This is a genomic window from Ectothiorhodospira marina, assembly GCF_900109495.1.
Classification (GTDB): Bacteria; Pseudomonadota; Gammaproteobacteria; order Ectothiorhodospirales; family Ectothiorhodospiraceae; genus Ectothiorhodospira; species Ectothiorhodospira marina.
The window spans coordinates 61,458-76,811 of sequence record NZ_FOAA01000013.1; the positions used below are offsets into that span (position 1 = coordinate 61,458).

At 62.5% G+C, this 15,354-nt stretch carries 13 protein-coding genes; 3 read left to right on the forward strand and 10 right to left on the reverse strand.

The genetic code is table 11. From position 1 onward, the window contains the following. Positions 1-134: 134 nt before the first annotated feature. Complete coding sequence (locus BMY52_RS11365; protein WP_090254492.1) at positions 135-1,925, forward strand: GGDEF domain-containing protein; 1,791 nt, start codon at positions 135-137, stop codon at positions 1,923-1,925. Here BMY52_RS11365 and BMY52_RS11370 read toward each other — a convergent pair. From BMY52_RS11370 to BMY52_RS11390, 5 genes are all read right to left on the reverse strand, one after another. After that, positions 1,909-2,634, reverse strand: coding sequence for a GGDEF domain-containing protein (locus tag BMY52_RS11370; protein ID WP_177169941.1), 726 nt, complete (start codon positions 2,632-2,634; stop codon positions 1,909-1,911). The genes BMY52_RS11365 and BMY52_RS11370 overlap by 17 nt on opposite strands. Position 2,635: 1 nt before the next feature. Then, positions 2,636-3,028, reverse strand: a complete 393-nt coding sequence (locus tag BMY52_RS11375; RefSeq protein ID WP_090254583.1) for a DUF1987 domain-containing protein — start codon at positions 3,026-3,028, stop codon at positions 2,636-2,638. Positions 3,029-3,051: 23 nt separating this feature from the next. Then, a complete protein-coding gene (locus tag BMY52_RS11380) occupies positions 3,052-3,618 on the reverse strand; it encodes a SiaB family protein kinase (RefSeq protein WP_177169942.1) in 567 nt (188 codons plus the stop codon). 10 nt (positions 3,619-3,628) lie between these two features. After that, positions 3,629-4,915, reverse strand: coding sequence for a SpoIIE family protein phosphatase (locus BMY52_RS11385; RefSeq protein ID WP_090254496.1), 1,287 nt, complete (start codon positions 4,913-4,915; stop codon positions 3,629-3,631). Between the two features lie 178 nt (positions 4,916-5,093). Beyond that, on the reverse strand, positions 5,094-6,455 hold the full coding sequence (locus BMY52_RS11390; RefSeq protein WP_090254498.1) for a YhjD/YihY/BrkB family envelope integrity protein: 1,362 nt from the start codon (positions 6,453-6,455) through the stop codon (positions 5,094-5,096). Between the two features lie 139 nt (positions 6,456-6,594). Between BMY52_RS11390 and BMY52_RS11395 the strand changes: the two genes are divergently transcribed. After that, the gene (locus BMY52_RS11395) at positions 6,595-7,095 is read left to right on the forward strand and encodes a peroxiredoxin (protein ID WP_090254500.1); all 501 of its coding nucleotides are present in this window, start codon (positions 6,595-6,597) and stop codon (positions 7,093-7,095) included. Between the two features lie 59 nt (positions 7,096-7,154). On the opposite strand, the gene BMY52_RS11400 is transcribed toward BMY52_RS11395, so the two are convergent. The 3 genes from BMY52_RS11400 to BMY52_RS11410 form a co-directional block, all read right to left on the reverse strand. Then, positions 7,155-7,790 carry a YdbL family probable chaperone protein gene (locus BMY52_RS11400; RefSeq protein ID WP_090254502.1) on the reverse strand — a complete coding sequence of 212 codons (636 nt, stop codon included), beginning with the start codon at positions 7,788-7,790 and terminating at the stop codon, positions 7,155-7,157. Between the two features lie 61 nt (positions 7,791-7,851). After that, positions 7,852-9,180, reverse strand: a complete 1,329-nt coding sequence (gene trhP / locus BMY52_RS11405) for a prephenate-dependent tRNA uridine(34) hydroxylase TrhP (protein ID WP_090254587.1) — start codon at positions 9,178-9,180, stop codon at positions 7,852-7,854. 28 nt (positions 9,181-9,208) lie between these two features. Continuing rightward, entirely contained in the window at positions 9,209-11,293 is a 2,085-nt protein-coding gene (locus tag BMY52_RS11410) for a translocation/assembly module TamB domain-containing protein (protein WP_090254504.1), read from the reverse strand. Positions 11,294-11,624: 331 nt separating this feature from the next. Between BMY52_RS11410 and mtgA the strand changes: the two genes are divergently transcribed. Then, complete coding sequence (gene mtgA, locus BMY52_RS11415; protein ID WP_090254506.1) at positions 11,625-12,971, forward strand: monofunctional biosynthetic peptidoglycan transglycosylase; 1,347 nt, start codon at positions 11,625-11,627, stop codon at positions 12,969-12,971. 15 nt (positions 12,972-12,986) lie between these two features. On the opposite strand, the gene BMY52_RS11420 is transcribed toward mtgA, so the two are convergent. Next, positions 12,987-14,030, reverse strand: coding sequence for a phospholipase A (locus tag BMY52_RS11420; RefSeq protein ID WP_090254508.1), 1,044 nt, complete (start codon positions 14,028-14,030; stop codon positions 12,987-12,989). Between the two features lie 270 nt (positions 14,031-14,300). Beyond that, positions 14,301-15,257 (reverse strand): choline ABC transporter substrate-binding protein, encoded by a 957-nt coding sequence (choX, locus tag BMY52_RS11425; protein ID WP_218140429.1) that lies wholly within the window; start codon positions 15,255-15,257, stop codon positions 14,301-14,303. Between the last annotated feature and the right edge of the window lie 97 nt (positions 15,258-15,354).

Below are 15,354 nucleotides of genomic sequence, written 5' to 3' on the forward strand. Positions count from 1 at the left end.
ATTTTGATGACACTCATACTGGGTCAACTGACTGGACCGAGGCGCCCCTGGGCGGAGGTGACCCCTGTCACAGACATGTCACGCATCCGCGCTACCCTTCGCACCTGTTCAAAAGCCTATACATCGGAAACCCAGTGTCCAGTTGTCAAACGCTCGACCACATCATCGCGGGCGGGGATCTTCATGCCTTGTTTCAGCCCATCGTCGACATGAGAGATGGGGCGGTGAGAGGCTATGAAGGCTTGATCAGGGGGCCTTCCGACAGCCCATGGCACGCCCCTCAGAAACTCCTGGCGGAGGCCCGGAGACAAGGACGATTATTTGAACTGGACGTGCTTTGTCGCGAGGTGATCCTGCAGCAGTTTGCCCACCTGGAGCTTCAGGGCAAGTTGTTTCTGAACGTGACCCCTGATGTGTTGCTGGACCGCAAGGCAATACACGGCGTCACCCTGCGGTTCCTCAAAGAGGCCGGAATCGCACCCGAGCGGGTGGTGATCGAACTCACCGAGCAGGAACCCATCGTCGACTATTCCATCATGCGCGAGGCCGTGCGGCATTACCGGGACATGGGTTTTTCCATTGCCCTGGATGACCTGGGGGCCGGTTACAGCAGCCTGCGCCACTGGTCTGAATTGCAGCCGGAATACGTGAAGATCGACATGCATTTCGTGCAGAACGTCGATCGCGATGACGTCAAACGACAATTCCTGCGCTCCATCAACGAGATTGCCCACGGGCTGGGCACGCGCATCATCGCCGAGGGGATCGAGACCGCCGAGGAATACGATGTCATTCGACATTTGGGCATCCCCTTGGGGCAGGGCTACCACATCGCGCGACCCGCAGCCCAACCCGCACAGACGCAGGAATGGCACCGAAGCAAGCGACCTGCAAAGGAACAGGCCTGGTTCCCGGCGCGTCGCAGTCGGGCAGAGGAATTGATCCGCCCCAATCCCGTGGCCACCCCGAACCAGACGCTGGCAGAAACGGTGGAGCGTTTCCAGGCATCACCAGACCTGCATTGTCTTCCCGTGGTGGACGGAGGAAGGCCGGTCGGTATCGTGCGACGCCATGAACTGCTCATGCTCTACTCCCAGCGGTTCACCCGCGAACTGCACGACCGCAGCCCGCTACGCTATTTCATGCGGGTGGATCCGCTCCTGGTACCGGCTGACCAACCGCTGGAAGAATTGAGCGAGACCATCACCGCGCATTGGCAGGTGGATCAGGAGTTCGTGATCGTCGATGCCCAGACCGGGGATTACCTGGGGATGGGCTGGCTGGTCGAGCTGCTACGAAAGTTGACCAAATTGCAGCTTCATTATGCGCGCTACGCCAATCCACTGACTCAGCTGCCAGGTAACGTGCCCATCAACGAACACCTGGACCTGCTGCTGCGGGAGGCAAAGCCCTTTACGGTGGCCTACTGCGATGTAGACCACTTCAAACCCTTCAATGATCACTACGGTTACGCCCGGGGTGATCGCGTGATCCGCGCACTCAGCGACCTGATGCGCCGGCTACCCAAGCGCCCTGGAGACTTTGTCGGACACGTGGGTGGCGATGACTTCATACTCGTCTTCACTGAAGAGGAAGACTGGCGCGCCCAGTGCGAGTGGTTACTGGACGCCTTTGCCGCGCAGGTGGGAGATTTCTATGATGACGGCGACCGGGCAGCCGGGGGCGTTGCGTTGCCGGATCGACAGGGAAAGCCACACTTCTTCCCCCTGCTCAGCCTGTCCATCGGGGTGGTCCCCATTGACCCGGGTACGTTTGATTCTCACCTGGATATCGCCCAGCGGGCCAGCGAGGTGAAACGCTGCGCCAAGCGACAGGCGGGCAATGCCCTGTTTGTCGATCGTCGCCTTGCCAGCGATCAGGGCCTGTGCATAGCGGATCCGATGCCCATCAGTCGTCTGGGGTAATCCAGTCGGGCACCTCCTCAATGCGATCCCGTCCCAGAGATTTGGCCCGGTAGAGGGCATCGTCGGCACAGACATACAGCGTGTCGAAACGGGTGCCGGGGACACTGGCGGCCGCACTCATGGAGGCGGTCACCCGCAGGCCCGGGTGCGGAGACTCACGGATCTCTCTGATCGCGGCGCAGATGCCATTGGCCAGCCGCAGCGCCCCTGCCCAATCCCCGCGCGCCAGGAGGATGGCGAATTCCTCGCCTCCCAGGCGACCGCACAGGGCCTGCTCCGGGCTCAACTCGCGCAGCACCCGGGCCACACCTACAATGATCTTGTCCCCCACGGGATGCCCGTAACGGTCGTTGACCTGCTTGAAGTGATCGATGTCCAGCAGCAGCAGTATGACCGGATCAGACTCCATGAGCGGGAGTGTCTCGCCAATGAAGGTTTCGCGATTGAGCAGGCCGGTGAGCCCGTCGTGTCGGCTTCTGAAGGTGAGCTCTTCGGTGAGTTCCCGCAGCTTCTGATTGGCCCGATTGAGTTCCCGCTCCGTGCGATCCGCGTGGTTGATCAGTCGACCCGTGTCGCGAATCATGCGATCAAAGCCCTGAATCAATTCCGCCAGGGCCCGGTGGGCAATCTCGCCATCCCCCTGTTCAAGTGCCTCCCTGGCTCGGCGCAGGGCCGCTTTCTCCGGGGCAAAGAGATCGGGGGCATCCATGTCAGAGGGCCTGTGTGGGCATGGCGCGGAAATCAATATCGGGAAAGTCCTCTGCCAGTTCCTGGCCGAATTCCAGGATGGTCTCGTCTTCCTCGTCATGGACCCAGTTCAACCGGACATGATTGCCGCGAACAATGGAGTAGTTCAGCAAATCCACCAGATTGAACAGCATCTTGGTGCTGGAACTGTTGAAGTACTTGAGCTCGATGGTGACCTGGACCTCCGTATCCTTGCAGGCATCGAGAAATTCCCGCGTGCGTTCCAGGATGTCATGGTAAAAACTCACGGCACTCTCGGGATAGGACTCCCCACGCAGGCACAGATGGCAGGCGTCGAAATCGAAGTCCACTTCCGGGGTGTCTGGTGTGGCGGGGATGTAAAGGCGATTGTCCATGGACGTGTTCTCCCGATTGAACTTCAAAGGTAGGCGCGCAGCGTCAGCGTCATGTGCCCAAAGGGGTGTTCCCCGATCTCGTAGTCGATGGGCGCGGCGCTGTCCCGGGCGATGGTCAGCAGCCCCAGGCCGGCTCCCTTGCTGTTGGCCGGTGGCTCGTCGGCGCGCAACTGCTGCCGGTAGGAACGTTTGATTTCCTCGCGCGACATCTCCCGCAGGGCGGACAGCGTCTGTTGCAATTGATCTGCCCAGTCGCGGGTGACGGGATTCTTGCAAATGATCTGAAACTGCTCGCCGGAACGACAGATACACACCGACCCGGCGCGTATCTCCCCCGCCGACGCATCGTTCGCCTGCAGTGGATCGCTGGAATAATGGATGATGTTCTGCGCCATCTCGATAAAGATGGAGAAGAGCTTGCGCCGGGTGCTGCCGGGCGTTTCACTGGCTTCCAGGCGAAGCTTCACCGCATCGCCGATGGCGTGGATGATGTTCTGGGAAAAATCCCCCACGTAGTAGAAAATCAGGTCGCCATTTTGCCGCGCGCACTCCTGGGGCTTGTTGGTGCAGATGCACAGTGCTTGATTCATGGAGGAAACCTCAAAGGGAATGGGAGCCATCGGGCAACGCCAGGGCGATCAAGGTGATGTCGTCACGGGGCGGCTCTTCGCCACGATAATCATCCAGTGCCTTCTCAAGGGCCCTGCCCTGCTCGGGCAGCGTCAGCTGGCGTGTCTCCAGCAGGCATTGCCGCAGCCGCTTCTTGCCGAAGGCGATACGCTTGTCGCCACCAATCTGGTCGATCACGCCATCACTGACCAGATACAGCCTTTCCCCGGGCTGGCATTCCAGCGTCTGGTTCCGCCATTCCTGATCCCAGTGCGTGCCCGTGTAACCCACGCCCGCCCTGTCACCCTTGATCTGCTCGCATGACGGCTCGGCAGCCGGCGTCACCCGGAACAGGGGCATGTGGGCACCTGCATAGCATACCTGGTGGCTGGAGGCGTAAAACCGCAGTATCGCCCCGTCGAGACCATCGTCAGAATCCTCCAGCCGTCGGGTATTGCAATCACAATCCCCCTGCTGATTCAGGCTTTGCTTGATGCGACGATTCATGGCCTGGAGCAGCGCAGCGGGATCATCTGTCCCCTGTTCGGCAAGTGCCCGCTCCAGGGCTGCCACGGCAATCAGGGTCATGAAGGCACCGGGTACACCATGGCCCGTGCAGTCGAACAGCCCCAGCAGGAACCCGTCTGACAGGGGCAGGAAATGATAGAAGTCGCCGCCCACCACATCCCGGGGACGCCAGCACAACCAATGCTGCTCCGGCAGGGCATCCTTCAGGGCCTGACAGGAGGGCTTGAGCAGGGAGGCCTGCAGGATGCTGGCGTAATCGATGCTCTCTCTCAGTTGCCGATGCTGCCGCTCCTGCAGCTCGGTCATGGCCTGCATCAGGTCCAGCATCTGACCCACACCGACATAATCACCGTCTTCCACCAGGATGAAACCATCGGCGAACACCTTTTCGCCAGCCTGGATGGCCAGCGCGGTGAGTTGGTGAATGGCCAGTCCGGCATCCGCCACAAGGGGACTCTTGTCCATGAAGGCGATACAACTCTGCCGACTGTACAACTCCGGATAGAACGGCTTGGCCATCATGTTGTGAAACAGGCTGCGGTTGATCAGCCCCATGGGGCGCCGCCCGAAGGTGACGGGCAGGTTTTGCAGGGAGCGATCGGCGGCAAAACGCGCGGCGATATCTTCGTTCGTGTGATCCGGATGGGCCGGTTCCACATGCACGAGCAGATCCCGGGCAACCCGGCGATCCATGGCGTTACCACGACGGACGGCCGGTTCGACGGGCCGCGAGAGAAGCGTGCTGGTCATGACGTCTCTTGGGTGGGGCCTGCACGGCCCCACGGATGGTTCATTGGGGAATCAGAGACGTCATGTTAGAGGTGAAGTGTGACAGAGGTTTGATTCCGGCGGACCGAAAAGACCGTTCATTCCCCTCTTTGCCAACGCGCGTCGGATGGTGACCACGAAGGTCGGCCACGGAGAATGTTCAAGGCACCATGGTTGACTCGGCGTTCCCTCCCTTCCTGCTGGCGTTTTGCACCAGGTCACGCAGCGATTGGCTGCCAAGGGCGCCCTTCATGGCCTGCTCCATCTCCTTGCAGACCCGGTCCACCTGATCGTCCAGGTCGGATTCCTGCTCGCCGGGGAGGGAATTGCCGTAACCCCGAACCGCGTCCAGGATATCCTTCAGGGCGATCTGCCCCAGGTCCCGTCCCGGCAGGTAGCGGCTGGGATACCTGGATGTGGACACCACCAATCCACTCTTCTCCAGGGCCTGCAGCACCCTTTCCAGGGCCTCCTCGGGCAGACCGACGCAACGGGCCAGATCCTGTCGGGAGACAGGCTCTCCGCCCTCATAGAAACGCGTCCCCAGGATCTGCATCAGGCGCAGTGCCAGGCGCTCCTGCAGGTTGCCCGAAAGGCTGGCCTTGGCACCGTCGGTGATCAGTAGATAAGTGGGATTCTGCAGATAGAAGGATACTTGCGAGCCCACCAGCAGGATCAGCCAATTCAGGTAGAGCCAGAACAACAGCATGATCATGATGGCAAAGCTGGAATAGATGGCGTCGTAACGGGTGGAGCCGGCCATCATGGAGGCAAACCCCCAGCCCAGGCTCTGCCACAGGATCGCCGCCACCAGTGCGCCCATCAGGGCGGGCACCGGCCGCACCCGTGTGTTGGGCACGAAGACATAGATGAAGGTGAAGGCCAGGGTGATCAGGAGATACGGCACCAGCTTTGACAGGAGTTCCAGCGATCCACCCACGATGCCGTATTCCATGGCCCGTTGCACGATGTCCGTGGCCATCACCGTACCGGTGATCCCCAACGCGGAAAAGATCAGCACCGGCCCCACCAGGATCACGCTCAGATAGCTGGAGAACTTCTGCACGAAGTTGCGCGGTGTATCCACGTGCCAGATGTAGTTGAAGGCCGCCTCCACCTTCTGGATCAACCCCACCACCGTGAAGAACAGGAACACCAGGCCAACAAAACCCAGTACCCCCACCCGCATGTTCTCCACGAACTCCACCACGTTGACGACGACCTCCTCCCCCTGCGCCCCCAAGGGCTCCAGCAAGGTGAGCAGGAATGGCTCCACTGCGTTATGGGCACCAAAGGCCTTGAGCACCGAAAAGGACAGGGCCAGCAAGGGCACCATGGACAGCAAACTGGTATACACCAAGCTCATGGCGTGCAGGTTCAGTTGACCGCCGGAAACCTCCTTGCCGATCCCCATCAACGCCCGCACGGCGCCCACCGACCAAGCCTGGGAGCGGGACATCTGTCGGATATCCCCCTGTTCCACCATGCGTCTGATCTGCAGAGACTGTTCCTTGATCTTCATGGGTCGGTATCTTTTCGGTGAGTGACCCTGTCAGGATACAAGCCAGGGCACGATGGGACCATCACGGCACGCCCCCTAGCCAGCCATCATAAGCTGCCTCTAAAATACCCGCCCTCACAACCCCCAGGAGGATCCTGCCATGACCATCCAGATCGGTGATCAAATGCCCGAGGTCACGCTGCGGATCATGACCCCTTCGGGGGATCACCCCGTGACCACATCCGAGCTGTTCACCGGCTTCAAGGTGGCCCTGTTCGCCGTTCCCGGCGCCTTCACCCCTGCCTGCTCGGGCATCCACCTGCCCGGCTTCATTGCCCGCCACGAGCAACTCATGGCCGCCGGCATCGAGCGGGTGATGTGCGTGGCCGTGAATGACGTCTTCGTCATGAATGCCTGGGGGGAGATCCACGAGGTGGGTGACCGCATCCTCATGGTGGCCGATGGCAATGCCGACTTCACACGCGCCGTCGGTCTGGACGTGGATGCCTCCGGCAGCGGCATGGGCATCCGCTCCCGGCGCTACGCCATGATCGTGGACAATGGCGAGCTGCAGTGGCTCGGCGTGGACAAACCCCGGCAGGTGGTGGAAAGCTCGGCCGATGCGGTACTCAAGGCATTGGGGGCGAACGGAGCCTCCTGAGGACGAACCCGGGGGCCGGGGATAGGCACTGTGCCAGCCCTTCCCCCTGAAAACGACGGCTATTTTTGCTGCCAGCGGCCGCGGTCATCCTGGTACCAGTAGCCGGAGGGAGCCTCCTCCACCCAGACCCGGGCGAAGGTCTTGCGGATATCCGATTCCCATTCCGGCCGGTCGTTGGCCCGAGCGATCTCGCGATACAGGGCGTCGCGGTCGGCGTTCTCCTCGGCGACCAGGCGCTGCACGGAGGAACGATCCCGCAGGGGCACGGCATTCAGGTCGCGCACCGCCACCCGGCCATCACTGGTGAAACCCACCGCCCCGGACTGGAAATAGGGCCGCAGGGCCGAGGTGCGCTGACGCATGGAGGCCCGCAGTGAATCGATGGCCGGGGAGCGGATATTGATATCCGGCTGCTGGGCCTGTGCGGGGGAGATCAACCCGTTGACCAGCGCCACCATGACCCGTCCCCCCATCTCCCGCAGGGCTCCCTGATCCGGTGCCCCGGATTCCCCGGAGTCTTCCCGGGCTGGCGGCGACTGTTCCTCCGTCTCGCCCAGCACGTCGCGCACGATGATGCGGGCCGCATCCTCTGCCGCCGCCGCCGGAAAGTAGATGTTGATGGTCACGCAGGCGGTTAACAGGCAGGTCAGACCGAACCACGCCAAGGGGCGCGCATATCGGGCAATCGGGGTCATGGTTGATCTCCAGTACAATGAGGGTTCCTGGTGGATAGTCTCGGCCACCCCGACGCCGGCATCAAGGGGAGGACGGTGTGTTCACATGCCTGAGGATCAGGCCCATGTGATAGTCCCCTGGCGGCAAGGGAATGGAGACCCGATGACCGGCCCCAGGTGCCTGTTCAACGGGCAGGCCCTCGCGACCCGTGATGGCATCGAGCACCACCTCGCGGCTCCCTGCGGGGGTCATGATCTCCAGGCGATCACCCACCGAAAAGCGGTTCTTCACGTCCACGCGGGCCAATCCCGAGGCCGGGTCATAGGCCTCGATTTCTCCCACGAACAGCCGCCGGTCGGACTCGGAGTGTCCGCGTGCATAGTTCTGGGCGGTGCGCTCCCGGGGCCGGGTGAGAAAGCCATCCGTGTAGCCCCGGTTGGCCAGCCCTTCCAGGGCATCCAGCAGGGCAGGATCGAATGTCCGACCGGTGGTGGCATCGTCGATGGCCCGGCGATACACCTGGGCCGTGCGCGCGGCATAGAAATGAGACTTGGTGCGACCCTCGATCTTCAGGGCATCCACGCCGATCGCCACCAGGTGCTGCACATGCTCCACTGCCCGCAGATCCATGGAGTTGAGGATATAGGTGCCATGCTCATCCTCCTCCACCGGCATGAGTTGCCCGGGGCGCTCACCTTCCTCCAGCAGGAAAGGCTCACCCGCCAGGGGATGGCGACCGGCCGAAGAGGCATCGTCCCGAGGGATCAGATCGCCACCAGCGTCTTCGTCGGCCGCGTACAGGCGATACCGCCAGCGACAGGCGTTGGTGCAGGCACCCTGGTTGGCGTCGCGATGATTGAAATAGCCGGACAGCAGACAACGTCCGGAATAGGCGATGCACATGGCCCCGTGCACCATCACCTCCAGTTCCATATCGGGGCAGGCCTGACGGATGGACTCGATCTCCCCCAGGGACAACTCCCGGGAGAGGATGACCCGGCCAAGCCCCAGACCCTGCCAGAAGCGCACGCTGGCGGCATTCACGGTATTGGCCTGCACGGAGAGATGCACGGGGATGTCGGGCCAGCGCTCGCGCACCTGCATGATCAGCCCGGGATCGGACATGATCAGCGCATCGGGCCCCAGTTCCACCACAGGCGCCATGTCCCGGGCAAAGGTGGCCAGCTTGGCCTGATGGGCGCTGATATTGGCGGCGAGGAAGAAGCGCCGTCCGGCCGCATGGGTCAGACGGATGCCTTCGGCCAGGGATTCCAGGGAGGCGAAGTCATTATTGCGCACCCGCAGGGAATAGCGGGGCATCCCGGCGTAGACGGCGTCGGCGCCGTAGGCCAGGGCGTAGCGCAGATTCTTGAGGGTGCCGGCGGGGGCGAGCAGTTCCGGGGCGTTCATGGCGGGACGATAGCACAGGACCGGGCCATCAAGGGCCTTCATCCCCCATACTCACCTCCCCTGAAGTCACCGCTGCCTGCAGGCGCAGGATGAGGTCTCGCCAGGCCACCTGGCGCGTGTGACCGATCACCTCCACGCGCGGCAGGCCAGCACCCTGGATGATGTAATACCCGTCACCATCCGGTGCGGGCGCCACGCCATCCATCAGGCACACCTCCCCACGCAATTGGCACGACAGCCCCAACTGCCGGTAGCCAAAGGAATCGAAGAAACGCAGGAATCCTGTGCCCAGCATGCCACCGACACCGCCGCCGAGGCTCACAAGGTTGTCCAGGGCCCGCTGACTGATGCGGCGCCGAAAGCGCTGATCCAGAGGCGTGTAGAGGGCCGCATCGAAGCGCACCGGTTCCCAGTTGACCAGGATCATGTCCCGTACATGGCCCTTGAGGCGCCCCTCGATCAGGCCAAACTCGAAGGTGTTGGTGATGGAGGCCAGATCCAGAGTGTCCATCTCGATATTCGCCCAGAGCACGGGTGCCACACCGAAGGGATCCCGCAGGCGCAGGTTGCCGACGCGGATCATGCCATCGAAGGCCTGGATCACCAGGCGCCCCCCCAGGGTGAGTTCGCCGTCCTGATAGCGCACCCGGGGGATGCTGCCCGCCAGGGTCCCGGTGAACAGGGGGCGCCCGAGGGTGGCCGCCAGACGCTCCATGGAGATGGGCATGACACTCGCCTCAAAGGTCATCAAAGGATCTTCGCTGCGTAGCCCCCGGGCCTCCAGGCCATGAACCCGCAACTCCCCATCGAGTATCGGAATGCGCGCCTCCTGGATCAGCCGGATGCCGTCCCGCTCCAGTTGCAGTGGCATGCGCGTCATGCCCACGGGAATACGATACAGGTGGCCGCCTTCCAGGGAGACGTGACTCACCGGCGCCGTTCCATCAGACTTCCAGATCAATCGTCCATCCAGACCATAGAGCCCCAGGCGACCCTTGCGATCGTCCGCATCCACCTGCGCCAACGTGAGGGCCACTTGCCGCAAGGTGCCCTCACGGATTTTCAGGCGCGCGGAGATCAGGCCACCGGTGTCCAGGTCATCCAGGGCCGTGCCGTACGCAAAGGGCTTCACAAAGGTCTCGTACACCGCCGGCAGCCTGGCCCAGTCCACGTTCAGGGTGGCTTGCAAGCTATGGGACGGATCGGCCACATCCAGACCCGCCTCCCCCGCCAGGCGCAGATCATCCCCCCAGGAGAGGGTCAGATCCTTTGCGGACAGCCTGCCCTCCCGCCAGTTCAGCCGGGTGCTGAACTGCATCGGCCATGCGGCATCGGCCTCCACGAAGACCGGATCCACATACACGGCACCCGTCTCCCAGTCCAGCACCAGATCCCCCTGCCAGGCCGCCCCCGTCCGTTGTGCATCCCACTGCAGGGCCATGCCGAGCCCTTCCCCTGCCAGGGTGCCCACCGCGCTGGCAAAGGTGCCCTCATCCCACACGGCGCGGCCTTGGGTAAAATGGATGCCATCCATCCCACCCCGGGCCCGGAAGTCCAAATCCAGCTGACCTGCCATCTGGAAGCCATCAGGCAGGCGATCCTCCAGGGGCTGCCCGATCCTTTCCGCCAGGCCCTGGATCTCCCGCCAGTCCAGGGCCCGCCCACGGGCCTTTAACGCCCAGGCACCCGCATCATGGTTGATGGAGAGGCCCACTTGCCCATCCGCCAGGGGGAGTCCTTCCAGTTCCAGGTCAAGACGCCCCTCAAAACCCAGATCCAGCCGCCCCGGTACCTGGCGCAATTCAAGCCAGGGATGCCGCCCGGACACCCGGAGGGAGGGACACCTCAAACGGGTGTTCTGCAGATGTCCGCCGGGGCAGGCCACCTCCAGGTCCTGGATCACCCCCACCGGATGGGGCAGACGCAGGCGCGCCACCTGAAGATGGAGGGTGTCCGCCTCCTCGGCCAGCCCCAGACGCAGCGTCACCCCCGTCATGGACCAGCCCTCCCCTCGCAGATCACCGATGTCCAGTTGCCAATCAGTCTGCCCCCAGGCCGGCGTTCCCAGCAGCAGGGTCATCAGCAACAGTGCGGGAAGAATGAAACGGTGCAAGGTGGGCGGAATCCATGCAGGAAAGGGTCATCGGGGCCATCCGGCTGGGTAAATCGAGTCCGAAAGGCCCCTGGATGCTTGACATTATGCACAAGGCCGAGGGGGCGCGTAAAAAATGCACCAGGAGGTCTCTCAACTTTTCATGGTTAAATCGTTTTAAAAATAATCAATAAAAAACAAATAGTTAACAAATTGATTACAAATTAACCAGTTTAAACACAACCCCCCACGCCATGCGGCCTGGCCAACGTTTCGGACAGATACTCCACAGAGTTATCCACAGCTTTTGTGGATAATGGAAAATTTGCCGCGAACTTGCGATATTGCCCCTGTGAGACGCAATCGCCCCCCCTACCGTCGCTGGTCATTCCGGCGCCTGATGGCCCGCCTTCTGGTTGGCATCGCACTCGTGCTGCTGGTCTCCACGACCGTTGTGATCGGCGGGCTGCGCTGGATGGATCCGCCCACCACTGCCTTCATCTTGCGGCATGAGAATTCCAGCGCAACCTCCGGGTACAAAGTGCCGGTGCGCCATGAGTGGGTGTCACGGGAACACATTGCCCCCGAGGCAGCTTATGCGGTGATCGCCGCCGAGGATCAAAACTTCATGAACCATCGTGGGTTTGATTTCGGCTCCATCCGCGCAGCCATCCGGGAGTATCGCGCGGGGGGGCGACTCAGGGGCGCCAGCACCATTAGCCAGCAGGCAGCCAAGAACGTGTTCCTGTGGCCAGAACGCAGCCTACTGCGCAAGGGCGTGGAAGCCTACCTCACGGTATTCATCGAGTGGCTCTGGCCCAAGCAGCGCATCCTGGAGGTGTATCTCAACGCCGCCCAGTTCGGACCGAATATCTACGGGGTGGAAGCTGCCAGCCAGGCCTACTTCGACAAACCGGCCAGTGCCCTCACCCAGTCGGAGGCGGCCCGCCTGGCGGCGGTGCTGCCGGGCCCTGTCCGCCTGCGGGCCAATCAACCCTCGTCCTATGTACTGGAGCGTCAGGCCTGGATCGAACACCAGGTGCCGCAGTTGAAGAAGGCGGGTTATCTGAAGGGCGTGTGGGGCCCGCCCGAGAGGATCATGACCGGCACGGTGCCGGAGAATCGCTTGATACCCGTTTCCGATGATAGGGTGACTCAAGACCCGCCCCAGCCACTGCTCTTCTCGATCCAGGAGGGAATGATGACGACACTGATCAACCTGCATGCACCCGATGAGACGGCGCGCTGGCACGTCATCAATGATGGCGTCATGGGGGGGCTGTCACGCAGCCGTTTTGACATCAGCGAGGACGGGGTGGCGGTCTTCACCGGCGAGATCTCCCTGGCCAACAGCGGCGGCTTTGCCTCCGTGCGCCGTGCGCCAGAGGCCCTTGGAATGGGCCAGGCCCGCGGCATCCGTCTGCAAGTGCGTGGCGACGGGCGCACGTATCAGTTACGACTGCGCAGCGACACCGACGATAACGCCATGGCCTACCGCCAGCACTTTGCCACCACGGACCGACAATGGCAGGAAGTGCAACTGCCCTTCAGCCGCTTTGAGCCGGTATACCGGGGCCGTGTATTGCCGGATGCCCCGCTGCTGGACCCGGCCCGCATCCGTCAAGTGGGATTCATGCTGGCCGACAAGGCCCCCGGGCCATTCGTGCTGGAAATCGGGTCGGTGGACCTCATGGAGTGAGCCTGCTTCAACGCATCAGTCCACCACATCATTGAGGGTGACCCCCAGGCCCAGTGTGTTCTGGTACCAGTTGTAATCGATCAGGCTCTCGCCGTAGCCGGAGAAGACCTGCACATAGCCGCGCAGCGGTCCGAGCACAGGCGGCGACGTCCAGCTTGCTGACAGCGCACCCCGACCGGTGGACGGATTGCCACGCACCGTGCCGGTGAAGCGATGGCCCCCCTGGCCATACGAAACGGTGAGGTCTCCGTGGCCATAGTAGTCGGTGATGTCCGGGTTATCGTCCTGGTGATCCCCTTCAGGCAGGCGATACCACAATCGCCCCATGAGCGCCAGGTTATCCCGCTCCAGACCCACGCCGGCATACAACCGATTCCAACTGCGGGAAAGGATCTCGGAACGACCGTTGGAGTGATGCAGAAAGCCCAGGTTGAGCACCTCCCAGTCAAAGCCACCCAGATGCAGTCCGGGGTGGTAGCTCAGGATCAACTCGGGCGCATAGTTGGTCTCCCGGAACGGGCGCGAGACGTCCTCGTTGTACACCTGCCACTGACTCTGCTGGGTGTACCCGGCCCATACCCCCCAGCGACGGTCATGGGTGGTCCACAGGCGTGCCTTGAAGCTGAACTGAAACTTGGCCTCCACCGAGTCCAGATCCTGGTCGGCGGCGGGATTGATGTCTGCCAATGGGGCAAAGGGCCGGTCATTGGTTCGGTCGGAGTACCGGGCCAGCAAGAAGTAGTTGGGTTGATGCACCCGCAGCATGTGCGCATCGGAGTCGGGCGAGAAACCCCAGGTGCTGGCGAGCCGGGAATCGTCACGCCCCTCCTTCGACTCGCTGGCGGGCGACTCCGGCTCGGGTAATTCGATGGCGGTAAGCGCCTCCGCGGCGGGGGCCGCATCCGACCGTTCCCCGGCCAGCGCGTCATAACAGGCCAGCCGTTCGGCATCCGCGTTGATCCGGGCACAGTCCTCCCAGGTGCTGGCCAAGACCGGCATCGACCAGGAGGCCATCAACAGGAGTGTCAGCGGGGAGAGCCTGCTGAAGTCACGGGGCATCGGCAGGCACCTTGCGCAGTGGTTGGAGGGCATGGGGGATGTTGGGCTGGGGTCAGGCGACAGCATAGGCCAGCAAGCTACCCGGATGGAAGGCAGGTCCGCAGAGAGCCACCCCAGGCACGAACCCCGCCCCCGTGGGAGCGGCCCTCGGCCGCGAAGGGCTCTTCCAAAAAGACTCCGCACTGTCCGGACCTCGGGGTGTCCGGGCTGGCCCTTCGCGGCCAAGGGCCGCTCCCACTGGGGGGTAGCGGCCCCTTGGCGGTGCGATGATCAGCCCTCGATCGCGTCCTTGGCCACTTCCAGCGCCGGACGACCCTGGCGGTCGGTGACACCCTCTAGCCAGGGCGCCATCGCTTCGGGGTTGTCCTGCAGCCACTCACGGGCTGCCTGTTTGGGGTCCACGTCCTGGTTCATGATCTGATCCATGAGGTGGTTTTCCATCTCCAGGGTAAAGCTGAGTTGCTTGAGGAATTGGCCCACATTGGGGCAACGGTCCACATAGCCCGTTTGCACATTGGTGTGCACAGTGGCCGCACCGAAGTCCGGACCGAAGAAATCCTCGCCCCCCTCCAGATAGGCAATGTCGAAACGGGTGTTCATCGGATGAGGCTCCCAGGCCAGGAACACAATCCAATCCCCGTTGCCCGTGCTGCGAAGCACCTCGCCCAGCATGCCCGCCTCACTGGACTCCATCAGCCGGAATCGACCCAGGTCGTAGGCATCCTGGTCGATCATGTCATGGATGATCTCGTTACCGTCATTACCCGATTCCAGACCGTAGATCCGGCCATCGAACTCCCCGCGATGCGCTGCCAGATCCGCAAAGTGGGTGACACCTGCATCGTGCACATACCGGGGAACCGCCAGCGTGTATTTGGCGCCCGTTAGGTTGGTGGCGATCGTCTCCACCGTGCCACGGGTCTCGTAGGGTTCGATGATGCTGGCCATGCTGGGCATCCAGTTGCCCAGGAACACATCGAAATCGTCATTGGCCAGGCCGCCGTAGGCGATGGGCACCGACACGGTGAGGCTGGTGGTGTCGTAGCCCAGGGTTTCCAGCACCACGCGGGCGGTGGCGGTGGTGGCCGTGATGTCTGTCCAGCCCACTTCGGCAAAGCGCACCTGGCCACAGGCCGCAGGTTCTTCGCCATTCGCCAGGGTGGCGAGGGGGGTGGCCAGCATGAAGACCGCCGCACCGGCGGTAAGCATTCGGGGTAACGAAGCCATCAAGGTTCTCTCCCATACAGTGAATCGAATACTGATTGAACGTTCATTCAAACACAGATTGAACGATCATTCAATTTTCGTTAGAGTGAATGCAGTT

Bases quoted from the DNA above. Each gene is read 5' to 3' on its own strand.
- BMY52_RS11385 (WP_090254496.1), bottom strand. From the start codon at position 4,915: ATGACCAGCACGCTTCTCTCGCGGCCCGTCGAACCGGCCGTCCGTCGT.
- BMY52_RS11375 (WP_090254583.1), bottom strand. From the start codon at position 3,028: ATGGACAATCGCCTTTACATCCCCGCCACACCAGACACCCCGGAAGTG.
- BMY52_RS11395 (WP_090254500.1), top strand. From the start codon at position 6,595: ATGACCATCCAGATCGGTGATCAAATGCCCGAGGTCACGCTGCGGATC.
- BMY52_RS11400 (WP_090254502.1), bottom strand. From the start codon at position 7,790: ATGACCCCGATTGCCCGATATGCGCGCCCCTTGGCGTGGTTCGGTCTG.
- BMY52_RS11420 (WP_090254508.1), bottom strand. From the start codon at position 14,030: ATGCCCCGTGACTTCAGCAGGCTCTCCCCGCTGACACTCCTGTTGATG.
- BMY52_RS11380 (WP_177169942.1), bottom strand. From the start codon at position 3,618: ATGAATCAAGCACTGTGCATCTGCACCAACAAGCCCCAGGAGTGCGCG.
- BMY52_RS11390 (WP_090254498.1), bottom strand. From the start codon at position 6,455: ATGAAGATCAAGGAACAGTCTCTGCAGATCAGACGCATGGTGGAACAG.
- choX (WP_218140429.1), bottom strand. From the start codon at position 15,257: ATGGCTTCGTTACCCCGAATGCTTACCGCCGGTGCGGCGGTCTTCATG.
- trhP (WP_090254587.1), bottom strand. From the start codon at position 9,180: ATGAACGCCCCGGAACTGCTCGCCCCCGCCGGCACCCTCAAGAATCTG.
- BMY52_RS11370 (WP_177169941.1), bottom strand. From the start codon at position 2,634: ATGGATGCCCCCGATCTCTTTGCCCCGGAGAAAGCGGCCCTGCGCCGA.